Source organism: Herpetosiphon llansteffanensis, from assembly GCF_003205875.1.
Lineage (GTDB): Bacteria > Chloroflexota > Chloroflexia > Chloroflexales > Herpetosiphonaceae > Herpetosiphon > Herpetosiphon llansteffanensis.
Window position 1 is genome coordinate 133,043 of sequence record NZ_PUBZ01000114.1, and the last position, 22,829, is coordinate 155,871.

Annotated in this window: 15 protein-coding genes; 1 reads left to right on the plus strand and 14 read right to left on the minus strand. The window is 49.8% G+C overall.

The window, feature by feature from the left end; translation table 11 throughout:
• Nucleotides 1-65: 65 nt before the first annotated feature.
• Nucleotides 66-650 carry a TetR/AcrR family transcriptional regulator gene (locus C5S61_RS18080; RefSeq protein ID WP_110517166.1) on the plus strand — a complete coding sequence of 195 codons (585 nt, stop codon included), beginning with the start codon at nt 66-68 and terminating at the stop codon, nt 648-650.
• An 84-nt stretch (nt 651-734) separates the two neighbouring features.
• Here C5S61_RS18080 and C5S61_RS18085 read toward each other — a convergent pair whose 3' ends face one another.
• The 14 genes from C5S61_RS18085 to C5S61_RS18150 form a co-directional block, all read right to left on the minus strand.
• Nucleotides 735-950: a hypothetical protein gene (locus C5S61_RS18085; protein WP_054536383.1), complete on the minus strand. Its 216-nt coding sequence runs from the start codon at nt 948-950 to the stop codon at nt 735-737.
• 323 nt (nt 951-1,273) lie between these two features.
• On the minus strand, nt 1,274-2,590 hold the full coding sequence (locus C5S61_RS18090) for a dihydrolipoamide acetyltransferase family protein (protein ID WP_110517168.1): 1,317 nt from the start codon (nt 2,588-2,590) through the stop codon (nt 1,274-1,276).
• Between the two features lie 109 nt (nt 2,591-2,699).
• Nucleotides 2,700-3,683, minus strand: coding sequence for an alpha-ketoacid dehydrogenase subunit beta (locus C5S61_RS18095; protein WP_110517170.1), 984 nt, complete (start codon nt 3,681-3,683; stop codon nt 2,700-2,702).
• A gap of 45 nt (nt 3,684-3,728) precedes the next feature.
• The gene (locus tag C5S61_RS18100) at nt 3,729-4,703 is read right to left on the minus strand and encodes a thiamine pyrophosphate-dependent dehydrogenase E1 component subunit alpha (RefSeq protein ID WP_110517172.1); all 975 of its coding nucleotides are present in this window, start codon (nt 4,701-4,703) and stop codon (nt 3,729-3,731) included.
• A gap of 247 nt (nt 4,704-4,950) precedes the next feature.
• Nucleotides 4,951-7,302, minus strand: coding sequence for an FHA domain-containing protein (locus tag C5S61_RS18105; RefSeq protein WP_110517174.1), 2,352 nt, complete (start codon nt 7,300-7,302; stop codon nt 4,951-4,953).
• Between the two features lie 85 nt (nt 7,303-7,387).
• Nucleotides 7,388-8,077: a hypothetical protein gene (locus tag C5S61_RS18110; RefSeq protein ID WP_110517176.1), complete on the minus strand. Its 690-nt coding sequence runs from the start codon at nt 8,075-8,077 to the stop codon at nt 7,388-7,390.
• 203 nt (nt 8,078-8,280) lie between these two features.
• Nucleotides 8,281-8,688 (minus strand): hypothetical protein, encoded by a 408-nt coding sequence (locus C5S61_RS26645; protein ID WP_124033462.1) that lies wholly within the window; start codon nt 8,686-8,688, stop codon nt 8,281-8,283.
• 66 nt (nt 8,689-8,754) lie between these two features.
• Nucleotides 8,755-9,240, minus strand: a complete 486-nt coding sequence (locus C5S61_RS18120) for a hypothetical protein (protein ID WP_110517179.1) — start codon at nt 9,238-9,240, stop codon at nt 8,755-8,757.
• 10 nt (nt 9,241-9,250) lie between these two features.
• Complete coding sequence (locus C5S61_RS18125; protein ID WP_110517181.1) at nt 9,251-10,519, minus strand: WXG100 family type VII secretion target; 1,269 nt, start codon at nt 10,517-10,519, stop codon at nt 9,251-9,253.
• 266 nt (nt 10,520-10,785) lie between these two features.
• Nucleotides 10,786-11,583 carry a type 2 periplasmic-binding domain-containing protein gene (locus C5S61_RS18130; RefSeq protein WP_110517183.1) on the minus strand — a complete coding sequence of 266 codons (798 nt, stop codon included), beginning with the start codon at nt 11,581-11,583 and terminating at the stop codon, nt 10,786-10,788.
• Nucleotides 11,584-11,602: 19 nt separating this feature from the next.
• Nucleotides 11,603-12,568 (minus strand): WXG100 family type VII secretion target, encoded by a 966-nt coding sequence (locus C5S61_RS18135; protein ID WP_110517185.1) that lies wholly within the window; start codon nt 12,566-12,568, stop codon nt 11,603-11,605.
• Nucleotides 12,569-12,874: 306 nt separating this feature from the next.
• The gene (locus C5S61_RS18140) at nt 12,875-13,138 is read right to left on the minus strand and encodes a hypothetical protein (protein ID WP_054532444.1); all 264 of its coding nucleotides are present in this window, start codon (nt 13,136-13,138) and stop codon (nt 12,875-12,877) included.
• 91 nt (nt 13,139-13,229) lie between these two features.
• Nucleotides 13,230-13,859: an FHA domain-containing protein gene (locus tag C5S61_RS18145; protein WP_110517187.1), complete on the minus strand. Its 630-nt coding sequence runs from the start codon at nt 13,857-13,859 to the stop codon at nt 13,230-13,232.
• A 68-nt stretch (nt 13,860-13,927) separates the two neighbouring features.
• A complete protein-coding gene (locus tag C5S61_RS18150) occupies nt 13,928-22,633 on the minus strand; it encodes an FtsK/SpoIIIE domain-containing protein (protein WP_164689610.1) in 8,706 nt (2,901 codons plus the stop codon).
• Nucleotides 22,634-22,829: the final 196 nt, after the last annotated feature.

Sequence of the window (22,829 nt, forward strand, 5' to 3'; positions counted from 1 at the left end):
ACACTTGCGATGCTGTAGCAATCGCTTAAAATGAAACAAACCGCTTTGCTACAGGATGGACCCGTATGAACACTGAAATGCTGACCCCTGAACGAATTTTGAATGCTACCGTCGATGTGCTGCGGCGCTACGGCCCGAATAAGGCCACGGTGGTTGATGTTGCGCGTGAACTGGGGGTCAGCCATGGCAGCGTGTATCGCCATTTTGCCAGCAAATCAGCCTTGCTCGATGCAGTTGCTGAACGCTGGCTGGCTGAAATATCGAATCCTTTAGAGCAAGTATTGCAACGCCAAGAGCCGAGCGTGGCCAAATTGCGGGCTTGGCTGGAGTGTTTGATGCAAACCAAACAACAGCGCGCGCGCCAAGACCCACAACTGTTTGCGACCTATGTTGGTTTGGTGCAAGGGTTGCGCGAAGTAACCGACCAGCATGTGGCCCATTTGATTGCGCAGATTGAGCAATTGGTCAATGAAGGGGTTGCCAATGCTGAGTTTGTGGTTGATGATGCCCATGCCACTGCAACCGCAATTTTGCATGCAACTGCCCGTTTTCACAACCCGCTCTTTGTGGGTGCGTGGAACGAGCCAAGTCTTACAGCCGAATTTGAGGCAATCTGGGGCTTGTTGATCAAGGGCTTGTTGGTGCGCTGAGCCGCTTAATCACGAATGCAGGATGGGCTTTTGCGCACCATCCTGCATTTTGGTTAAACGAATTTTCTACTCCGCGCGAACTGCTTATTTCTTTGAGGCTGCGAGGCCAGCGATGGCTTGGGCGATCAAGATAACTTTGTGTTCGGCCAACTGGCGAATTGTTTTGATTCCAAGGGCTTGTTTGAGGGCTTCGGCATCGCTTTTGCTAATTCCGGCGAGGGCATCGACTGGGGCATCAGCAAGTTCTTCAAAGCTAGAATTCTCGAAGGCTTTGTCAAGAAAGGCTGAGAGATCGGCCATGAGCAGAGTCCTCCAAATCAAAGGCGTATCGTGGCTATCATAGCAGGCTAGCTAGCTAGTGTAAATGATTTTTTTCCGGAAAGTAGCAGGTTATTCTCGCATTTTTAACCACGAAGAACCCGAAGGTCGGGAATTCGTGGGAATAGGCTCCATTTATCGGTTAAAAATAGCAATCAAGGCTTAATTTTTAACGCAGAGCCGCAGAGCAAATGCTGGGAATTGGTTGAAACAAGCTAATGTATGCGCTAAAAATAAATTGAGCTAGCAAATGCAACAAAAACCCCTCACTGATTAACACCAGCGAGGGGCTTCGATTGTGTTGATTAGGCAAAGTGCTCAAGCTGTTGCTTGACTGTAGCCAAGAATTTATCAGCAGTTGCGCCGTCGATCAAGCGATGATCGAAGGTGAAACTGAGATAACACATTGGCCGAATCGCAATTGCATCAGCGCCATTCACCGTCACCACTACTGGGCGTTTTTGAATTGCGCCAATGCCCAAAATGCCCGATTGGGGCTGATTGATGATTGGCATGGCAAATAACGAACCACTCACGCCGTGATTGGTAATCGTGAAGGTGCCATCTTTGACTTCATCGGCAGTCAAGCGGCGGGTGCGCGCGCGTTCGGCCAAATCGTTGACCGTGCGTGAAAGCCCAAGCAAACTTTTTTCATCTGCATTATGCAGCACTGGCACAATCAAGCCATCGGGAATTGCCACCGCCATGCCCACATTAACCGATTTATGCAGCAAAATGCCTTCATCGGTGTAGGTTGCGTTGACAATTGGCACCGCTCGCAGCCCAGCCACAGTTGCTTGCACGAAATACGGCGTAAAGGTTAATTTGACCCCTTGGCGCTCGAAATCGGCTTTGTGTTGCTCGCGATGGGCGATAATTGTGCTGAGATCAACTTCCATCACGGTGGTAACGTGCGGCGATGTGGCCTTAGAACGCACCATATGCTCGGCAATTGCGCGCCGCATGCCGCTCAACGGCTGCAACTCATCGCCTGCAAATTGCTCAATGCTTGGCGCTGCTGCTGGTGGCGTGTAGGCCACTGGTTTGGCCAGCAAACTACCAGTGATGGTTGGCATTGGCGCTGGGGTTGAGCTTGGCTTAATCACCGGCATGGGTGCTGGGGTTGCACTTGGCGTTGGGGTTGGCATGGGTGCTGGCGTTGGTTTCGCCGCATCACGTTGGGCTACAAAGCGCTCAACATCTTGCTTGGTTACGCGGCCATCTTTGCCACTACCAGCAATTTGCTTAATATCGAGGTTGTGTTGGCTGACCAAGCGCGCAACCACAGGCGACATAAAACTATTGCTCCCGCCGTTTTCGTTGCTGGTTGGGGCGGCTACTGCTGGAGTGGCAGGTGCTGGATCGGCGGCAACCGTGGCACTGCTACTATCTTCCAAGACCGCAATTACCGTTCCAACTGGCACGGTATCGCCTTCATTGACCCGAATTTCGAGCAAGCGGCCATTAACGGGTGCAGGAATTTCGGTATCAACTTTATCGGTAGTAACTTCGAGCATTGGCTCGTAGAGTTCGAGGCTATCGCCTGGTTGCTTCAGCCAGCGGCCAACCGTTCCCTCGGTGACGCTCTCACCAAGTTTTGGCATCTTAAATTCGACGGACATTCCAGTCCTTTCTATGCTAGCGAGGTCTATGAGTTCTATTTAATGATTTATTCACTCCCCTCGCCCGCTCTGTGGGAGAGGGGTTGGGGGTGAGGGAATAGAACTCTAGCTAATAATTGACTAAATCGCGCAGCGTATCGGCAATTTTGCTGGGCGTTGGTAAAAACTCGTTTTCAAGCGGCGTGCTATACGGCATTGCTGGAATATCCAAGCCTGCCAAGCGTTGCACTGGGGCATCGAGATATTCAAAGCCATCTTGGGCAATAATTGCTGCCACTTCTGCACCATAGCCGCCAAACAAATTATCTTCGTAAAGCACCAACACTTTGCTGGTTTTCTTGACCGAATTGATAATTGTTTCGCGATCAAGCGGCACGAGCGAGCGCAAATCGACAACTTCGACGCTAATATCCTCGCCTGCCAGCATTTCGGCGGCTTCCACCGCGTAGTGGCGCATCATGCCATAGGTGATGACCGAGACATCGCTGCCTTCGCGGGCAATATCGGCTTTACCAATTGGCACGGTGTAGTGCTCATCGGGCACATAGCCTTTGATCAAGCGATAGCATTTTTTGTGCTCCAAAAAAAGCACCGGATCGGGATCATCGATTGCGGCCAAGAGCATAGCTTTGGCATCGTAAGGCGTTGATGGCGCAACAACTTTGAGGCCTGGAATGTGGGTAAAAAAGGCCTCGATGCTTTGCGAGTGATAGAGCGCGCCGTGAATCCCGCCACCATAGGGTGTGCGAATAACCAGCGGCACTTCCCAGGTATTGTTTGAGCGATAGCGCATACGGGCTGCTTCGCTAATAATCTGATTGAAAGCTGGGAAGATAAAATCGGCAAATTGAATTTCGGCAATTGGTCGCATACCATACATTGCTGCGCCGATTGATGAACCAATGATAATTGATTCAGCCAGTGGCGCATCGATGACCCGTTTTTCGCCATATTTGGCGTGCAAACCATCCGTAACCCGAAACACCCCGCCGCGTTGGCCGACATCTTCCCCGATGATATAAACGCGCTCGTCGTTGGCCATTGCTTGGTCAAGCGCTTGGTTGATCGCTTCTAAAAGATTTAATTCTGCCACGTGATACCTCTATGATACAGAGCGAAACTGCTTGCAACCAACAACTTATTCCGCAAAGACATATTTTTGGACGGTGCTGGGGTCGGGCAAGGGTGCTGCTTCAGCATAGGCTGTTGCATCATTGACAATTTCTTTGATTTCGGCCCGAATTGCCGCAACTTTGGCATCATCGAGCAAGCCTTCATCGCGCAAGAAATGCTCGAAGCTGGCGATTGGGTCGCGAGTACGCATGGCCTTAATATCTTCAGGAGAGCGATAGGTGCGGTCGTTATCATCAGAGGAGTGGGCGGTCAGCCGCACACATTTGGCCTCGATCAAGGTTGGGCCATCGCCACGGCGTGCCCGTTCGACGGCAGCGCTCATTGCTTCGTACACTTCGAGCACGTTGGTGCCATCGACGGTAATTCCAGGAAAACCATAGCCTGGGCCGCGATCTGAGACATTTTCAACGCCCATTTGCTTGTGCTGGGGCACGGAAATAGCGTAGCCATTATTTTGGCAGAAGAAAATCACTGGCAATTTCATCACGCCTGCTAAGTTCATCGCTTCGTGGACATCGCCCTGTGATGATGTACCTTCGCCGAACGCAGTCCAAACCACAATATCATCGCCGCGCATTTGAGCGCCCATGGCGATGCCAACTGCGTGGGGCACTTGAGTGCCGGTTGGCGAAGAATGCGAAACAATATTCAAGGCGCGATGGCTATAGTGGGCTGGCATTTGGCGACCGCCGCTGCTAGGATCTTCAGCTTTGGCCAAGAGGCCAAGCATCACTTCGCGCGGGGTCATGCCCATGGCCAACATCATTGCTAAATCACGATAGTATGGCACGATCCAATCGTGTTTGGGGCGCATTGCAAAGGCTGCGCCTACTTGAGCAGCCTCGTGGCCTTGGCATGAAATAACAAACGGGGCTTTGCCTTGACGATTCAATTGCCACATTCGCTCATCAAGCGAACGAGCCAAAACCATCGTGTGATACATTGCTAACAATCGCGATTGATCGCGTTCTTGCTCCATGAAGGCAACTCCTCATATGAAGGATTACTTTGTTTGTCCGTCGAACCCTGTTAAGTTAAAAACCTCGGTATAACGACCGAGGCAAGGGCAAGCAAGGAAAAACTGGCGTTGTCCTCGTTGACACGGCCTATATGACAAGTATAGCATAAAGCCTCGATTGCGCTGTCACCACTGTTGAGTGTTGGCACGAGCGCCAATCAAAAAGGGTAGCATTGCTGCTACCCTCGTTGCTGAAACTACCCATTGGTTATTGGCTTAGCTCAATATAGGTATCCTGACCAAGCCGAATTGTGGTGGGTAAGCGCAATTGAATTTGGGTATTGGCTTGTTGGCGTTGTTCGTTGATAAACAAGCCGTTCTTGCTTAAGTCGGCCACATAGAATTGCCCGCCGATCAAGCTAATTTCCACATGTTGGCGCGAGAGCAACTTATCGCCGGTGACGATTACGCTGGCTTCGCTGCGCCCGATGGTACATGGGAACATGCTGATCGTTTGATTTTGCAGTTGGCTGCGATCAGGCGTTTGCACAACCCGCACATTTAGGTTTTGCTGACGGCCTTGTGATACTGGCGGCGTATAAATCATGGTTGCGCCGTTATCGGGCATGCCACCATCGAAATGCGCCGTTGGAATGCTGGCATTCGCACTTGAAGCAGGGCTGTTATAGCGCGCTGGCTGATTTGCCGCTGAATTTGGCGCTGGCCGAACCGCCGATTGTTGCTGTTGTTGCTGTGGCTGGTTGGGATTTTGGCGCGCTGCTGGGTTTACGCCAGGCAAATCAATCCGATTAAAGGCTTGGGTTGGTGGGTTGTATGGCATTGGCACATTGCCAGCCTTGGGCTTGCGATTGCGCCACAGATACCAGAAGCCTGCAGCGATCGCAATCAACACCAACGCAATCAGGACATAGATGCCATAGCGCTTGAGAAATGGCTCTTTTGGTTTTACGGGAAACAAGAAACTCTTGATCGGCGATTCGATTGGCCGAACATTTGATGTTTCCAAGATAATTTGCATGTTGAGCGTCGTTTGTTGCTCGGTTGGAATTAATTCCTGCGGAATAGTCGCAAGTGGAATCGAAATTTTAGGATTGGTTGGGTCAAGCGGAAAGCGATCTGATTCGAACACTTGCAGATTTTCGCGTAACAAGCGTACCCGATAAAAAGTGAATTTTGGATCGATAATTTCTTGTTCGTCACCAATTTCAACGTCATCGATCCGAATGGCGTTTTGGGTATAATCGACGACTGGGTTTGAGCGAATCTCAAAGGTAATTGGAATTGGCACGTGGTTAAAGGCTTCGGTTGCCAAGAGTTCGGTTTTACCCTCTTGGCTGGTGAATAAGAAGCCCTCGCTACTGTAAGCAAACACTTGCAATGTATACTTACCAGCATCTTTTAACGAGGTATCGCTCATCTGCAAGGCAACATCTTGCGTCCCTTGTGATGGGATGCTGACGGTGAGCGTTTCGGTATGCGCAATAATCCCATTGGGGTTTAATGCTTTAACCTCAATCTTATTCATTTCAACAGGGCTATTATTCGTAACGCTAAAGTTGAACGAATATTTTTGCTCAAGTGGTAGTGCTTGAATATTGCTAATTTTGGCTTTGCTGGCAATTGGCAAATAGCATTTTGTTTGGCCCAAGGAAATGGTATTTGCAACCTCGGTGCCATCGACCAGTTCGACGCGCAAGGTTGCTTGGGTATCGCCACAAGGCCGCAAATCGCCCCGCGCCATCTTCTGGTTTTTGATGCTATTCATAATTTGGAAGAATTTATCACCCATGGTATCGGGTGCACCTTGAACTGCAAGGGCTTGGGTTTCGCTTGAAATTTGGTTAAGCACTTCCGGATTAATCCGGGCACAATTGCCCCCAGCACACAGCCCAATCGTATAAATTGGCGTAATCGTCCCAGGCCGTGGGTTTGCCTTGGTTGTAACGTCAATCACGTTCTTGTCGCTGCATTGCTTGCCTTCGCGATCTTCGTCTTTGCCATCGGTAAACAAGACGATCGCGCGCCGTTCTTCTGGTTGCAAGCGATTAAGCATAAAATTGGTCGTCAGATAGGCAGCGGTATACAAACAAGTTTCGCCACCTGGTTCTGAAATGTAGCTATCACGGATGTAATTCTTTACATCATTCCGGTTTTCAGTAAAATCAACTTTCGGCAGATATTCATCGTTGCTGCCGATGCGGGTGAAGGTAAATAACCCGATCAGCGCGCCTGCAGGGGCCTCATCAACCGCGCGCATTGCTGCTTCTTTGACAATCGGAACATAGTCGGCCATGCTACCGCTTTGATCAAGCACAATCGCAATTTTGATGGGGGTAGTTGGGTCAATTGGCGTTGCCGGAATAGTTTGCTGACTCACCGGCAAGATGATATTGGTTGCCGCAATCTTATCGACCGTGACAGCCTCGCCATTCGGAAACCGGACACTAAAATAGGTCTCAACCTTGAGGGTCGCTTCTTCCTTAACCACGGTGTGATTAATCACGACCTCAGGTTTATCGTCTTGGGAGTGGGCAGGCGCAGGCACAACCCACAAGAGGCTGAGCAACGCGATGATGGTGAACCAACTATGCTTTCTCATGGTTAACACTCATTCCAGCAACTAAAAACGGCTTGACCAATTAAGGATACGGCGCAGTATACCATCCCTTAGTACTGTAGGCTAATTAGGATGGGGGTTGAACAAGATGCGCTCGGATTGTTGTATGTAACAGGTCGCTTAACATCGCTTGATCAATCTGCTGCGCTGGTGTTGTTTCTGGTTTGGCAGCTTTTGGGTTGGCCAACCACAGCGCGGCGTGGGCCATCAACCATGAAAGGCTGGTTGGTTGGCTGGTTGCGGCGGCTGGCTCCTTGATGATCAGCAGTAAAGCGGCTTTTTCAGCCTCAGGCATTAATGCGGTAAGTTCAGCGGTGGATGGTAGGTTGTTGGCATTATTTGCGGTTGGCTGGGTTGTTAGTTCGATAATCTGTTTAATGACATGATCGAGTGTACCCAATTCGAGAAAGGTTTGCAAGCCTTGCGAGTCGACATAATTGAGCACGATTAATTCATCGGTAAAGCTAAAGTATTTGGGTAAGCCTGTGCCTTCACGCTCGGTAATGCTCAAAATTGCCAGCGTGCTTGGCTGGAGGGTTGCCTCCAAAATGAGCGCTAATTCCCCCGTGATCGTAAGTTGGTTGCTATAGGGATCGCGCAGTAAAATCCCACGATCATACAGCTCATCTTCGGCGGTTTGTAGTTGTTCAGCACTAACCGCCAGATCATTGGTTGTATTATGAATGGCGAGGGCTTCGCCAACCAAATAATGCAGGATAATCGCTAATTCTGCCTGGGTGAGTACAAAACGATTCATTCGGGCCACCTCGATACTAGTTCAGACAACTCACTCAGGAATACGCGCTAGACGTGATGATGATGCGGCCAGCTCTTCGGTAAAATGACCATCCTCATGAATTGTCATGGGCTGCTTAACGCTACGAGATTGGTTTTGATGATGTGCTCCAATGCTTGGCATGAGTTTGCGATCTTAGCCTTGCTGGAATAGCCGTGATCATCTTAGTTAAAGAGCGTTATAAGTTGGGCGAGCTTTCCATCAAGTTGCTTTGCCACCCATGTAAGATCATTGGATTTATGGCGATTGAAGCTGTGCCATAAGCGTTGCAATTGGTTTGCCTGACGATCAAGCAAATCGAGTACATTGTACCAACCTTGGGAGCCATCGAGTTTGAGTTGTTGGTTGGTCAGAAATGGGGCAGTGTGTCGACCAAGCGCAACGCTGTACTCGCCATCAGAAAGCATGAGCAAGGCATTACACATGGGTGAATGGTATAAAACCAGACATTCTCTGCCACCATGCTGGGCATCGCACTGTTGACGTACAAATTGATGGGCTTGTAAATGACGCTGGAGACAGCGTTCCGCGTAGGTGATAAAGCCCTGACATGCTGCACAGTGTGAATCCATACATTTCCTCGAACGAATGCTTGCTGGCATGCAACCGCTTGCTTGGTTTGCAGGCCAGCAAGCCGTTTATCCGCCGTAGTAGCGCTGCCGCTGCATAAATTGAATATACTCAGCGAGCCATGTGGCTGGTGCGCTAGGCGCAAACATGGCCAGCAGGTGCTCAAATTGGCCTGCGAGCAGTTGGGCCAACCATTGATGATAATCGAGGCTACCATCCCAAAATTGTTCAATTACCCGTTGGGTCATGATTTTTTTGTTGGCGCGATACTCCAACAAATAGACCAAATTGAACCAACCTTGCGAGCCATCAACGTCAAGAATTTGATCGGTCAAAAATGGCGCATCAAACATGCCTAAAGCGCAATAATCAGCGCCATCGGTGCGTTGAATCAACAGTTGGCAGGTTGGCGAATGATACAACGCCAAGCATTCCAAGCCATTGTTTTGGGCATCACATTGGACGCGGCGAAATTGACCAAACTCCAAGTAGCTGCTCAATTGTTGCTCAACATAGCTGATATAGCTTTGGCACTGGCCACAATCGTTGCTCACAGAAAACCTCTTAATCGTTCAATGATTGGCTGGTTTGCAAAACTTCGCCGCCTGGGCCGATGCTGCCGCCAGCCACGCGTCCGCCAGTGCTTGCCCGCCAGTCGCCAGTCTTGATCCAGCTATCGCCAATTTGGCGGTAGCCATATTGGTAGGCTTGGCTTTGCATAAAGCGTACTTCCATCGCGCTGTACGATTGAGGGCGCTTGGTCAAAATATCATCGATTGAGCTGCCCTTAATATCGATGCGGCTAATGCCGCTTTCAAGCTGCGATTGCAAGAATTCGCGGTTGACTGGCCAGATGCGATTATTGCCGCCTTCGGCAATTGGCTTGAGCGCATCCCAGACTTCGGCAGTGGTGCTGAAATAGCGTCCGCCATGGGCATTCGCTTCACCAATGTAGCCAAGGAAGCCCGAGGCTGGGTCAGCTTTGAACGCCCCTAATACGACGCGATCAGTCAAGGCCGTGCCTGTGCCAACATGGCTTGATTGATTGGCAATATAGCGGGCCATGGCGGTTTCTGCGCCGCCGCCTTTAGCCAGCATGCCAATATCGCCAGCTGCTTGGAGTGGGTTGCTGACGCGGGCAATATCGGCAGCTGCATCAGTAACGGTCGCTGCTTTGCTGAGCTTCGCAGCTTTACCAACTTTATCAGCGCCTTTGGTGCCAATTAAGATCGAGCCGATAAACATCGTGCCCCGGCCAATTGCTTCCCATGGGCGGCCATTTTCCCAAGCTTCAACATAGGGCGCTTTGAAGGCTTCCCAGAACTCGCTTGGATGGGTTACTGCGTGCCAAATGCCTTTAACCGTTTCGACTGGATTGGTGACCATATTCCAAACGCCGACCACCATATCCTTGAGTTCTTTGCCTGCGCCAACGAAGAAATCTTTGACCCCATTGCCAACGCTACTGAAGAACCCGCCAACGCTATCGAGCCAACTGCCGCCACCCTTGCCACCTTCAGCATTGCCGAGCAACGAGCCTTTGAATAAACCAGCGGCTTCTTCTTCTGCTTGGCTAAAGATTTTTTGGATTTCGAGGGTAACTTGTTGGGCAGTTTGGAACGCGTTGATCAAGCGATTGAAGGTTGGGAAGATTTCGTCGTTGAGTTCTTTGGCAAAGGCAACACTGGCATCGCCTTTCCAGCGCTCGTTCAATTGTTGGCCGGTGTTGCGAATTGTCGTTTGCAATTGCTCAACTGTTTGCTTGAGGCGACCGAAACGCTGAGCCACCTGTGCGGTTTGCTCATACTGTATCTGAACAACTTCCTTGCTCATGACACTGCTCCTAGGTTAATGGGGTTGATACGTCGATCAGAGTGCTTGGGTGAGCCGCTCATGAGCTTGGGAGCCAATAAAAAGACCGGGATTGATTAAAGAGAAATAACCCATGAGGTGCAGCGACACTCCAATACTCCAATTTCAGTATACCAAAATCCTACCTTTTGAACAACGATCAAAATTAAAAACCATACACAAACTGGCTACGAGCGCTAGTTTGTGCATGGTTTGTTACTTGGCTAGAATAGCTTCATGATGTCAATTTATAACGCTGCAGTGGCCAATTGTTCAAACCAGCGCTGGATATGCTCGCGCAACCAGGCTTGATCAATAGCCTGCACTTCAAACACTTCAGGGTTGGTTTCGTCGAGCTGAATCGCCCAAGCGCTACTTGGCCCTTGCAGAATTGCTGGATTAATCGCATCGACGATTTCGGTATCTTCGCAACGCACAATTGCCAACGAAGCACTGAAGATAGGCGCTTGAATTGCTTCGATTAGGCTTTGGGCTGCTTGTTGCTCAAGCCCTGCCGCAGTTAAGCGCTTGAATGCTTCTGCATCGGCGCGATCTTCGGCCAAGCCTTTGATGGCCAAGAATTCGTTTTGGCTTAGGCGCACACTGGCTTCGAAGGCTTTGCTTGGTTGCACTTCCAACAAAAACGCCAAGCGATCAAACAATACCAGCATATCAGGCAAAAATGCCAAGCGATGTTGGTGCTCGGTTGGCAGCGTTTGCTCAACAACGCCTAATTGGTTGACATAGTGCAAAAAGAGCTGGCCACCAGTATCGGGTGTTTCGCGGGTCGTAATGAAGGCAACATCGGGAAACGCCACAATTTGCGAGAATTCTAAAATTTCGCGTTCGATCATGACGGTTTCATCGGCGCTAATCGTTGCTAATTCTTTGGCAACTAAGCCTTGGACCCCTTGATTCAAGGCGGCCAGATGGCTTGCTTGATCCTGCGGAATCAAGTTTTCATTATCTAAGCCAATGATTTTATTGGTACGAGCGGCTTCGAGTAAGACCAAAAACTCGTTGCGCTCCAGAATAAGTCCATCCATCGGTTAAAACCTCGCTATGTTACTTCGCTCCACCAAACGAGATGCCAAATGAAACGAATGGCAACTTGACTTTGGTGGTTTTGCCAATGCTGAAGCCAAGCTCGGCCTTGAGGCCAACTTCGGCACTTACCCCAACGTTAACCCCTGCGACATTTACGCCTTTGGTTCCGGTAACTGAAACTAAGGTGCCACCAACGGTTGCGCCAAGTGAGCCATCTTTGATGCCTGCAAAACCTTCAACCGAAAGGGCTTTGCCTTCGAGGGTTTCGGTGTAGGCAAGGTTTTTGTTGCCATAGACATTGGTTAATTCGCCTTTAGCAACGGTTGCTTCGCCGTATGGCCCAATGGTGAATTTTTTATCGCCATTAACGCCTAAGCCGATACCAACTTCGCCATAGCCAACTTGGTATTTGCCTTTGAGGGTATAGGGAATTGGGCCATCGACTTTAAGTAAATCGCCTTTGCCTTCGAGCAACGCGCCACTGACCCCAAGCTTCAATTGAGGCTTGGTTTCGCCGGTTTTGGTTTTGTAATCGTAGGTATGAATTTTAACTTTGCCCTTGACAGTTGGGCCACTGCCTTGTTTGTCGCCATTGCCGGCTTGGCCACTGCCATCACCTGCTTGGCCGCTGCCGTTGCCACTGCCGCTGCCGTTGCCATTACCGCTGCCACCGCCCATCAATGAGCCTTTGAACAACGCGGCAGCTTCTTCTTCTGCTTGTTGGAAGACTTTTTTGATTTCAACGGTTGTGCTTTGGGCTTGGTTAAACAACGTGGTCAAGCGGTTGAAGGCAGGTTGAACTTCGCCACGAAATTCAGCGCTAAATGCCTTTTGCGCATCACCTTGCCATTCACCAGCTTCTAAACGGGCTGCAATACTTTCAAGTGATTTGAAAATAGCAGTTGTTGTATCAGCAGCCTTGCCAAAACGGCTGGCAACCTGATCCAACACATCGTACTTCGCCTGAACGGTTTCTTGAGGCATGACACAAACTCCATCGGGTATAAAAAGAACAGAAGTTTTATCATTGCTAGCAATACTAGCCAATGATTATGCTTGATGCTTAATCAGGTTAAACCTTGGTTAAGCACATATTCTTCTCAGTTAAGACTACAATAAAAGGCGCAGCCTTACCAAGGAAATAAAATTGACTCTGCAAGCATACTCGATGGATTGCTGGTTTACAAGAGGGGCTTTTGATGGATTTTTAAACTGATTTGCGGCCTTGAAATCGATCAAACGAGATGCAACTACGTGAGGTCGAAGCATCTCGTTTGCCAAATTTGCGAATTAGCGTCCGTGAATTTGGTCGAGGGTGGCGACGGTTTCGCCAGTTTGTTGCTCATAGGCTGCAATCATGGCCAAAAGCCCTTGGCCAAGCGTTTTGGCAACTGGCAATGACATATTGACAACCGCAACTGCGCGGCCATTGGTTTGTAACACAGTATAGGCATCGGTTGAGCCTAAACCATTGATAAAGCCATTTGCATACATCAATGGAGCTTCCAAAAATGCGTCTTCAACCAAACTTTGTAGGTGTTCTAAATCGCTCATACATCCTCCTAAATAGTAAGCTGCGCAGAGAAATAGCGCTGGTATAAACCAAGCGCTATTTTAACTGCATATTGATTTTTCGGCGAATAGTTTAATCTGAAATAATGACTTTGAAGGTAATTTGGCTTCGATCCAGCGTGATCAAATCGCCATGCTGTAAGACTTGGCGGCGATCAACCTGAATGGGCCGCCCCGTTGAATCGGTAATCGTTGTTGGGTTGGGCGAGAGGCTTTCAATATAGAAATGACCGCCAGTTTCGGTAATTTCAAATTGACGACGGGAAACCCGCAACCCATTGGGGTGGCTGCCCAAATCGACTGCCAACAGATCGTTGCTCGCTTGATTGTCGAAGCGGCCAACGATTGCTGGTTGCCAGTGGAGGCGATAACTGTTGCCAGTTGGATGCTCGCGCAAGTAAATTCGGCGGGCCATTGGCTGGCCGTCTTCTGGCATATTTGGCATTGCTTCGCTAAATATCAAGCGTTCTTTATTCGAAACTTGTTTATCGAGCGTGCGGTTATTGCTTAACACACTGCCATCCTGCTTCATCAAGCAATAGGCATCGGGATTTTGACCAAGAAAATCGAAGTCACGCCGAAATTCCTTCAAAATCGATTCAACAAGCTCTCCGGTAGGAATGTTGGTGAGTGTTTGCGCAACTTGTTGCTTCTTTTCATAGACATCGATAAAAAGTTCAAAGCGGGCTTGTTTGGCACCCATGAAAGTAACTCCTCACACGGTACTATGCTTGGGCAGCGAGCCAACAGCGTGGCTCGCTGCCCATTACTTTAGCTTTCTAAGGTTCCTTCGAAGGTCAAGATCAACGATTCATCATCGCTGCTGGTCATGTCGGCCATCATTGTTGCCGTTTCGAGATCGAGGCCATCGTGCATATGCTGATCGACCAACATTTGATGCAACATCGATCGCAGCCGCTCGGAGCTATTCCAGCTTGCAAAATCCATCGAAATATAATTTTGCATAATCGTTTCTGCAATATTGCTGTCGCCATTTGCCTCTTTGATGCGTGGCATCAGGCGTTGGATACCTTGGCGAATCAGCGCCGACATTCTGGCAACTGTTGGATCTTGTTCCATGCTGACTGGTTTATCGCCAATCGTAATTGCCCCAGTTGACCACGCTGCCCGTTCTGGGTAGCGCTCGCTGATGGTTTCAACCCAGCCATCAAGAGCTGTGATGACCCGTTCGGCTTCATCGCTAGCATCTTCGGCAACAATATGGCTACCATCGGTATACGGGCTTGCCACTTGGATCAAGGTTGTTTGGCCTGCTTTGACCATAAAGCCCCGACCCATTGGTAATTCCTTGCCCCGAACTTCGCTTGGCGTACGCATAACCCGTAACGATTCAACCGCTTGGGCTGTCCGCAAGCCAATCCCGAAGTTGGCACTCATAACCCGACGGCGCAGATCATTGACTGAGCCATCGAGGGTGCCTGCAATAATCACAAACACGCCCTCGCCACCATAGCGCCGCGTAAGCACTGCAATATCATTCATCACTGAACGCTTGCTTTCTGCTTCGTCGCTGAAATCTTCAAAGTTATCAATGAAGATATAGACTGGTCGGTTAATCGCTTGTTGCGCGAATGCCTGACACTCGATTTGCAGATTTTCCAGCAATGAACCCATTTGATCGATTTCGCTGACGGTTTGCAAGACGTGTGGCAAGTCAGCAAGGCTGCGTTTGCCACCATACTTGAAGAAGCGTCCACGGGTATCAATCAAGACCATCGCGACTTGCTCTGGCGTGTAGCGATCGGCCAGCGAAAGCACCCAGTTGTAGAGCAAGGTGGTTTTACCAGAGATTGGTGGCCCGGCAATCGCTGCGTGTGGCCCAATCTTTTTGAGATCGTACATGGCTGGCATCAGGTTGTTGCTTTGGCCAACCACACTCCAAATGACTTTGCCTTCAGCAACTTTATTGGTCTCATCGAGCATTTCGCGCAATGGCACAATTTGCGGCAGAATTTGAATTGGATCAGGCGTGGTGCGCATGCCACCAAGTTGTTCAACCCTGGCCTGCATCATCATACCCATCAAATCAAGTTCTTCAGCTTCGTTGCGATGGTCGCGGCCATCAGGGCCAACTAAGCCCACTGGCAAGGTTGCTTGGAAGAGCAATGGCCGTTTGCCAACCCGAATATAACCGCGGCCTGGCACATCGCCAAATTCAATTGCACCCCGCCCGACAATATCCATATAGCGATCTTGTTGGCCTTGCTTGAAGGTAATGCGTTCGCCAAACAAGCTGCCAAAGCGACTTGACATATTGGTTGGGAAGTTGGCCGTAACGATAAAGGCAATCCCAACGCTCAGTGAGCGCCGTACCAATGGAATCAAGACCGATTCTTCAACCGAATCGTAATTCTCGTGGATGATGGCAATATTATCGATTGCGACCACAATTGCTGGCAAGGCTTGATCTGGAAACTGCTTGTTATATTCATAGATCGTGTTGACCCCTGCATCGCTAAAGATTTGTTGGCGTTCGCGGGTCAAGCGTTCCATTTTGCTGAATAAACGCAGCATTTGTTCTTCAAAGGTCTCGTCGTCGGCGTAGATCAATGCACCAATGTGTGGCAAGTTGCGCAAACTACGGAAGTTGCGCCCGCCCAAATCGACCACATAGGCGTGGAGTTCATCGGGGCTGTGGCTGGCTGCCAAACCGGCGATGATCGAGCGTAACAACGAGGTTTTACCCCAACCAGAGTCACCATAAATTGCCAAGTGATTGGTGCTGAAATCAAAGACAAATGGCAATTGGGTTGCTTCATTTGGATCATCAACCAACAAGGCAGCTGTGCGCATGGCCTCGGTTTCCCAATTGACCCCTGGCCAGAGATGTTCAGTGTCACCGTTAATCCAATCGGTCACGGCTGGCTGGAAAACAATAATGCTATTGTCTTTGGCATTGATAATTGGTGATTGCAAACTTACACGGTCGGGCAAGAAATTTGGCCATGGTTTTGGCGTTGGTTGGAAGTTGACCAACTCACGTGAGATTTGCACCACAGTATCGAACAGTTTTGGTGTATCTTCGCTGGTTGAGACTGGTTCTGGCTCACGTTCAGGCCAGAGCACGCCCACTTCGCGATCGTCGATTTGGCTTTCGCCAGTGTACGAAACCTGAATCAACTCAAGGTTTTCGTTGCCAATTTGCAAGTAGCCACGACCTGGCATGCCGTTGGGCAAGAAGGCTGCGTCTGGTTTGCGCAAGAGTTCGCGACTGGTATCTGGCTGTTCAACCCGCAGACAGAGCCGCAACTTGATATTGGCGCGCATTTGGTCGGTAACACCCTTTGGTTGTTGCGACGCGAGCAAGAGGTTGACCCCTTGCGCACGACCAACCCGGGTGATACTTTCCAATGATGGCAGATATTCAGGGTTCGAATCGAACATTTCGGCGTATTCGTCGATGATGATGAACAAGTGTGGGTATGCGCCAAACTCTGGTTTCTTATGGAAGCCACGTTCGCGATATTCCACAATATCCTTCGTACCAGTCATGGCGTTGAGTGCTTGACGGCGACGAATTTCAGCATCAATCGAGGTGAACATGCGATCAACTGCCGATTTGTTCAAGTTGGTCACGATGTCCACACAATGTGGCATGTTTTCGAATGGCTTGAAGGCACCGCCGCCTTTGAAGTCGACCAAGACAAAGTTGAGAATATCAGGCGAGTAATTCAGTGCCAGACCTACAATCAAGGTCATCAGCAATTCCGATTTACCAGCACCAGTACCCCCTGCAACCATCCCGTGAACACCGTCACGCTTGGCTTCGAGTTGCAACGTGCGTGGCCGATTGCCTGAGACAATCCCCAAACATGCAGCCAACCAGCCAGCTTGTTTGCCAGTGCCTGCGTTGTATTCCCACGTTTTGGCGGTTGCTTCTTTGAGTTCTTCGACAAATGGGCGGTCGCCACGGCCAATGTTGTGCATTTCTTGCAGCACTTGGCGATATGACGAACTCTTGGGCAAGGCTGCAATTCCCAATGGTGGTTGGTATTTACCAGGATTATTGGCGATATGGGCATTCATATGCTTGCCGATAACCCGAATTTGGCCAGCTTCACCACGAATTTGCAGTTTTTCGGTAACTTGCGGTTGACCATCAGCGCCCAAGACATCGGCTTTGCCAATGGTGCCTGGTGGCAAGGCAATGTGATAGCTCAGTGCATCACGGCCAACCTTGACCGCACCACGACCAGCAATTTCTTCAACTTCTAAGAGCCGTGCGCCAACAATGGCCGAATAGTCGCCTGCATCAGAAATCTTGAAGGTCAAGCGTTCGGTAAAGAGGCTATACAGCTTACTTGACAGAATATTCAAGCGGCTGGCAGTGATCAGAATGTGCAAGCCATAGGCTTTGGCTTGGCGTGCCAAGGCCACAAAGACCTCAAGCAAGTTATTGGCATCATTATTCTTATCATCGGCAAAGGTTTCGATATATTCGCCAAAGTTGTCAATTGCTACCAAAATGGCTGGCTTTGGATTGGCAGCGTTTTGGCTGTTGTACTCAGAAAGGGTTGAAACCCCAGCATCGCTGAACAGTTTCTTGCGTTCATCAACAACATTATTCAATTCACGCCAAAGCTGCTGAATTCGCTCTTCATAGCCTTGTTCGTCTGGCAGAATCACCGTCCCAACGTGTGGGATGGAGCGCAAGACTTCGAGGTTACGGCCACCAAGATCGAGCACATGGGCATTGAATTCGTTGGGCGAGTGGGTTGCTGCCAAACTCAACACCAACGAGCGAATCATGGTTGTTTTACCCCAACCAGAAGCACCGAAGACTACCACGTGACCTTTGTTGAAGTCGAGCACCAATGGCATTTGGCGGGCATTACCTGGATCGTCGAGAACCCCAACGACCGCGCGCATTGCCACGTGATTCCAATCGACCCCAAACCATTGGCCTTTATTCTCAAACCAATCGCCAACAAACGCGTTGATTGCGATCCGTTGCGAGCGGCCAAGCGTCATCAACGGCAGATAGGTTTTATCAACATAGCGTGGGTTGAGTGGCTGTTCGTAGGTAATTGCATCGGGCAATGGCGCTGGCCATGGCGTTTGAGGCCGTGGTCGTGGATGGAGTAGATTTTGTGCCATCGTCACGATCAATTCATAGAACTTGGCCTTGGTGCCATCAGCAGCCACTGCGTAATCGTATGATTCACCAGTGTACGAAACCTGAATCAGGTCAAGATTTTCGTTCCCAACTTGGAGATAGCCCCGACCAGGCATGCCGCTTGGCAAGAAGGCTGCATCCGAGCGGCGCAACATTTCGCGGCTGGTTTCGATGTCTTCAACCCGCAAACAGATCCGATACTTGATGTTGGCGCGCATTTGGTCGGTAACCCCGATTGGCCGTTGTGAGGCCAGCAAGAGGTTAACCCCAATTGAACGCCCAACCCGCGTGATACTTTCCAATTCATCGCGGAACTCTGGCGTATCGCTGATCATTTCGGCGTATTCGTCGATAATGATGAACAGATGCGGGAATGGCCCCCACTGTGGGTCGAGGTGGAAGCCCTTCGACCGATATTCCACAATATCTTTAGTGCCAGTACGCGCATTCAGCGCTTGGCGACGGCCCATTTCTGCATTGATTGCAGTAAACATCCGGCGCACACGCGATTTATTCAAGTTGGTCACCAAATCAACGGTGTGTGGCATATCCTTGAATGGATCAAACGCACCACCACCCTTGTAGTCAACCAAAATGAAGTTAAGGATACTGGGGTCGTAGCGCACGGCCAAACCGATGATCAAGCTCATCAGCAATTCCGATTTACCAGCACCAGTACCACCAGCAATCATCCCGTGAACACCGTCTTTTTTGGCTTCGAGTTGCAGCGTGCGTGGGCGGTTGCCCGACATCACCCCAATCGTTACTTTGAGCCAATCGGCGTTTTCGGGTTTGATGCTATCTTCCCATGCTTCGCTCATCAAGCTATTCAACTGAGGCCGTAGATCGGCATCGAAGCGAATATCGCGCTGAAGCATCGTGGCATACATTTCGGGCAACATCGATTTGAAGAGAATCGCCTTCGGCATTGCGTCAACCCGCCGTGGCTTGAGATAGTTCTTGCCACTGGTGCGGGCATAATCGCTCATAAATTGGGCTAATTGGTCGATTTCTTTCATTTCGATTGTTGGGTCGAGCGAGCCATCGCTGCTGATGCCTGCTGCCACCGCAACTTGGAAACTGAGTGGCTGCGGGCCAACTTTGGTATAGCCACGGCCAGGAATATCATTAATATCGTCAACCCGACCGCCAACGATTGCCCGATATTCGGTGTTATCGCTGAGTTTCAAGGTGTAACGCTCAGTAAACAAGCTAAAGATTTGGTTCGATAGCTCGGCCATGCTGCCAATCGTGATGATAAAGTGAATTGCATAGGGCTTGGCTTGGCGCGCAATCGAAATCAGCTTATCCAGCACGCTTTCGACGTTGCTATCTGGGCCTTCGCCGAAAGTTTCGGTAAATTCGGCAAAGTTATCGATTGCAACCAAGATTGCTGGCTGAGTATTGGTTGGATTAACCGCATTGTATTGATAAATATCGGCAATCCCTGCATCGTTGAGCAAAAGCTTGCGTGCATCAACAATATCGTTGATTTCGCGTAGCAATTGTTCGACCCGTTCTTCGTAGCCTTCACCGTCAGGAATAATCACCGCACCTGAGTGAGGCAATTTATCCAGCACGCTAAAGTTCCGCCCACCCAAATCGAGAATATACATGTGCATTTGATTTGGCGAGTGGGTTGCGGCTAAGCTCATCAGCATCGAGCGCAGGAAGGTGGTTTTACCCCAACCAGAGCCACCAAAGACCACTGCATGGCCACGTGGGAAGTCAACGGTCAATGGTAATTGCTTGGCTGCATAGGGATTATCAATCAAGCCAAGCACAGGCCGCATTGCATAATCACGCCAGTTCAGATCTTCGACCCAGCCCGAAGTGCCATTGATCCATTTGTTCAAGGCAGGGTTCAAGGTCAGATCGTGCTCGCGTGGCAAGCCAACCATAATCTCATCGATGCCCAACAGATATTCTTCAAAGGTAACCGCATTGACATTCGGATCTTCTGAGATCAAGTGTTGAGTCAAGGCAAGTTCGCGTGGCAAGAAGTTTGGCCACGGCGCACGTTGAATTGGCACATTGTTATCACGTGACAAGGCATCGAGCGTGCTGACGATAACTTTATACAGTTCTGGTGGGCTTTGATCCTGGGTATCAATCCCTGGATCAACGCCTTCTGCACGGCGGCGATCTGGCCAAATAACTTTTTCTTGCGAAACTGAATTGGGGTCAACATAGGGATCGCCAGTGTAGGCCACCTGAATCAATTCAATTTCTTCGTTACCAACTTGCAGATAGCCCCGACCTGGAATACCGGTTGGTAAGAAGGCTGCATCCGAGCGGCGCAACATTTCGCGGCTTTCGCCTTGAGTTTCCACCCGCAAGCTAATCCGGAACTTGATGTTCGAACGCATTTGGTCGGTGATACCGCTAGGCCGTTGCGCAGCCAGAATCAGCGAAACCCCGAGCGAACGACCAATCCGCGTGATACTTTCCAGCTCGCCCCGATATTCAGCCCGATCGGCGATCATTTCGGCGAATTCGTCGATGATGATAAACAGATAGGGGTAGGGATAGTGGGTATTGTGGAAATTCTTCTTGCGATATTCGACGATATTTTTGGTATCAGTTTCGTTGTTTAAGACTTGGCGGCGTTGCATTTCCGACTTAATCGCCGTGAACATGCGGGTTACGCCATCGCCAGCCAAGTTGGTGATAATGTCTACACAGTGAGGCAGGCGTTCGAATTCTTTGAATGCGCCACCACCCTTGTAGTCGACCAACACAAAGTTAACTACTGAAGGATCGTAGGTAACGGCCATCACCGCAATCAGCGAGATCAGCAACTCTGATTTACCCGAACCAGTACTCCCTGCAACCATCCCGTGAACACCATCACGTTTGGATGAGAAAACCAGGGTACGGGTTTTATTCCCCGACATACGGCCAACTTTGGCGCGCAGCCAGTTGGCATATTTGGGTTGGGTGCTGCGTTGCCAATTCTTAATCGCATCGACCTTGAGTTCATCAAGCGAGCCATAGCCCATCAAGTCGAAGAAGGCGACTCCATCGGCGAGGTTGGCCCCAGCGCTTTGGCGCAAATTAAGAGTCGATAATTCCTCAGCCAATTTGCGCGATTCTTCGCGATTAACAATATTATCAGCTGCCCCGATATAGCGGAAGGTATTGACCCCCTGCTCGGCGTAGCGGAAGAACAATTGTTGATGTTGCGCTTGTTTGCTATTGGTTGCTGGCGTGGTGCGTTCAATTTCAATCACCGACTTACAACCGCCAGGTACCTTGCTGCGTTCTGGCACGAGGAAGATTACCGCAGCGCCAAGCTGTGGGCCTTCTTCAATCAAGATCGACAGTGCTGCGTCCGATTCAATATCGCGCAGCCGCTCGCCAGCTTTTTCATACATATCGAGCAAGTCAACCACCAGCAGCATAAATGGTAAGCCTGGGTTACCACGGCCCGAATTATTATTATTTTCTTCGTTGTCTTCCATGCGCATTTTGCGTTGCGATAGAATTTTACGAATACCTTCCATGTATTGATCTAATTCATCGCCTTCTTCATCGGCATCATCAGCAACTTCTTTGATTTCGCTGACGAAACAAAGTTGCTCATACTCGCCTGGCTGACAGTGAGGCAAGGTTTCGACCCAATCCCATTCGTTATATTTTGAAGCCAAAACATACAAACGCGAATCGGAAGGTGAGTGGAAAACAGCATAATGCGCCAAAATCGAGCGAATCGATTCATAGACTGCATCGCGATCACCAGCAATCCCCAAGGCATGGGTCGTTGGCGTAATCGGAGTAGTCTTTTCTTTCGAGCCGCCTTCCTCTTCTGGCTTGTAGCGCAAGGTGATAATAATCGGAATATCAGAGACATAGCGTGAATCGGCATCAAGCTTCATGGCTTCACGAGCGAGCGGGCTACTGAAATTGCCACCGCTCTTAACCTCGTAGACCACAGTTGAAGGCAATGTGCCCATGCCAAGCCGCACCGAGCCGAAGTCATCATCAGAAACCCGTCGTTCCCAAATCCGCGCGTTTGAGCGTAGGGTACGTTCAGGCTTTTCTAAATCTTGCTTGGCATCGGTAATGACCTTGATCGTATTTGGCGTATCAGGATAGTTGTAGCGATAGAAACGGCGTTGTAAATCGTGATAGCCGTGCATATCCTTGTTTAATTCAACGATCTGTTCATGGTATTGGCGTTCACGTTCTAAGCGTTGGTTTTTTTCGCGAATGAACGAATAGATTGAGAAGCCTGTGGAGGCCAACACCGATAATGCCATCGGGATGAGAATCAAAGCGCCGCCGCCGCCGCGCCCCCCAAACATTGTTACGAAGACATAGCCCACAATCATCGTCATCGGCAGAGCCAACTGAATCAGTTTCGAAATCGCATCCTCAGGATTTTCTGGGGGTGATGGGATTTCAAAACGATTAAAAGGTAGCTCTGGTTGAATCCGTGGAGGACGATCTATCATCTGGATAGAGTTTTTCATCGGTGCATCTCCAAAATTCCGCCCATCGATCAGTCACTGATCGGATCTGATGTTGAACACA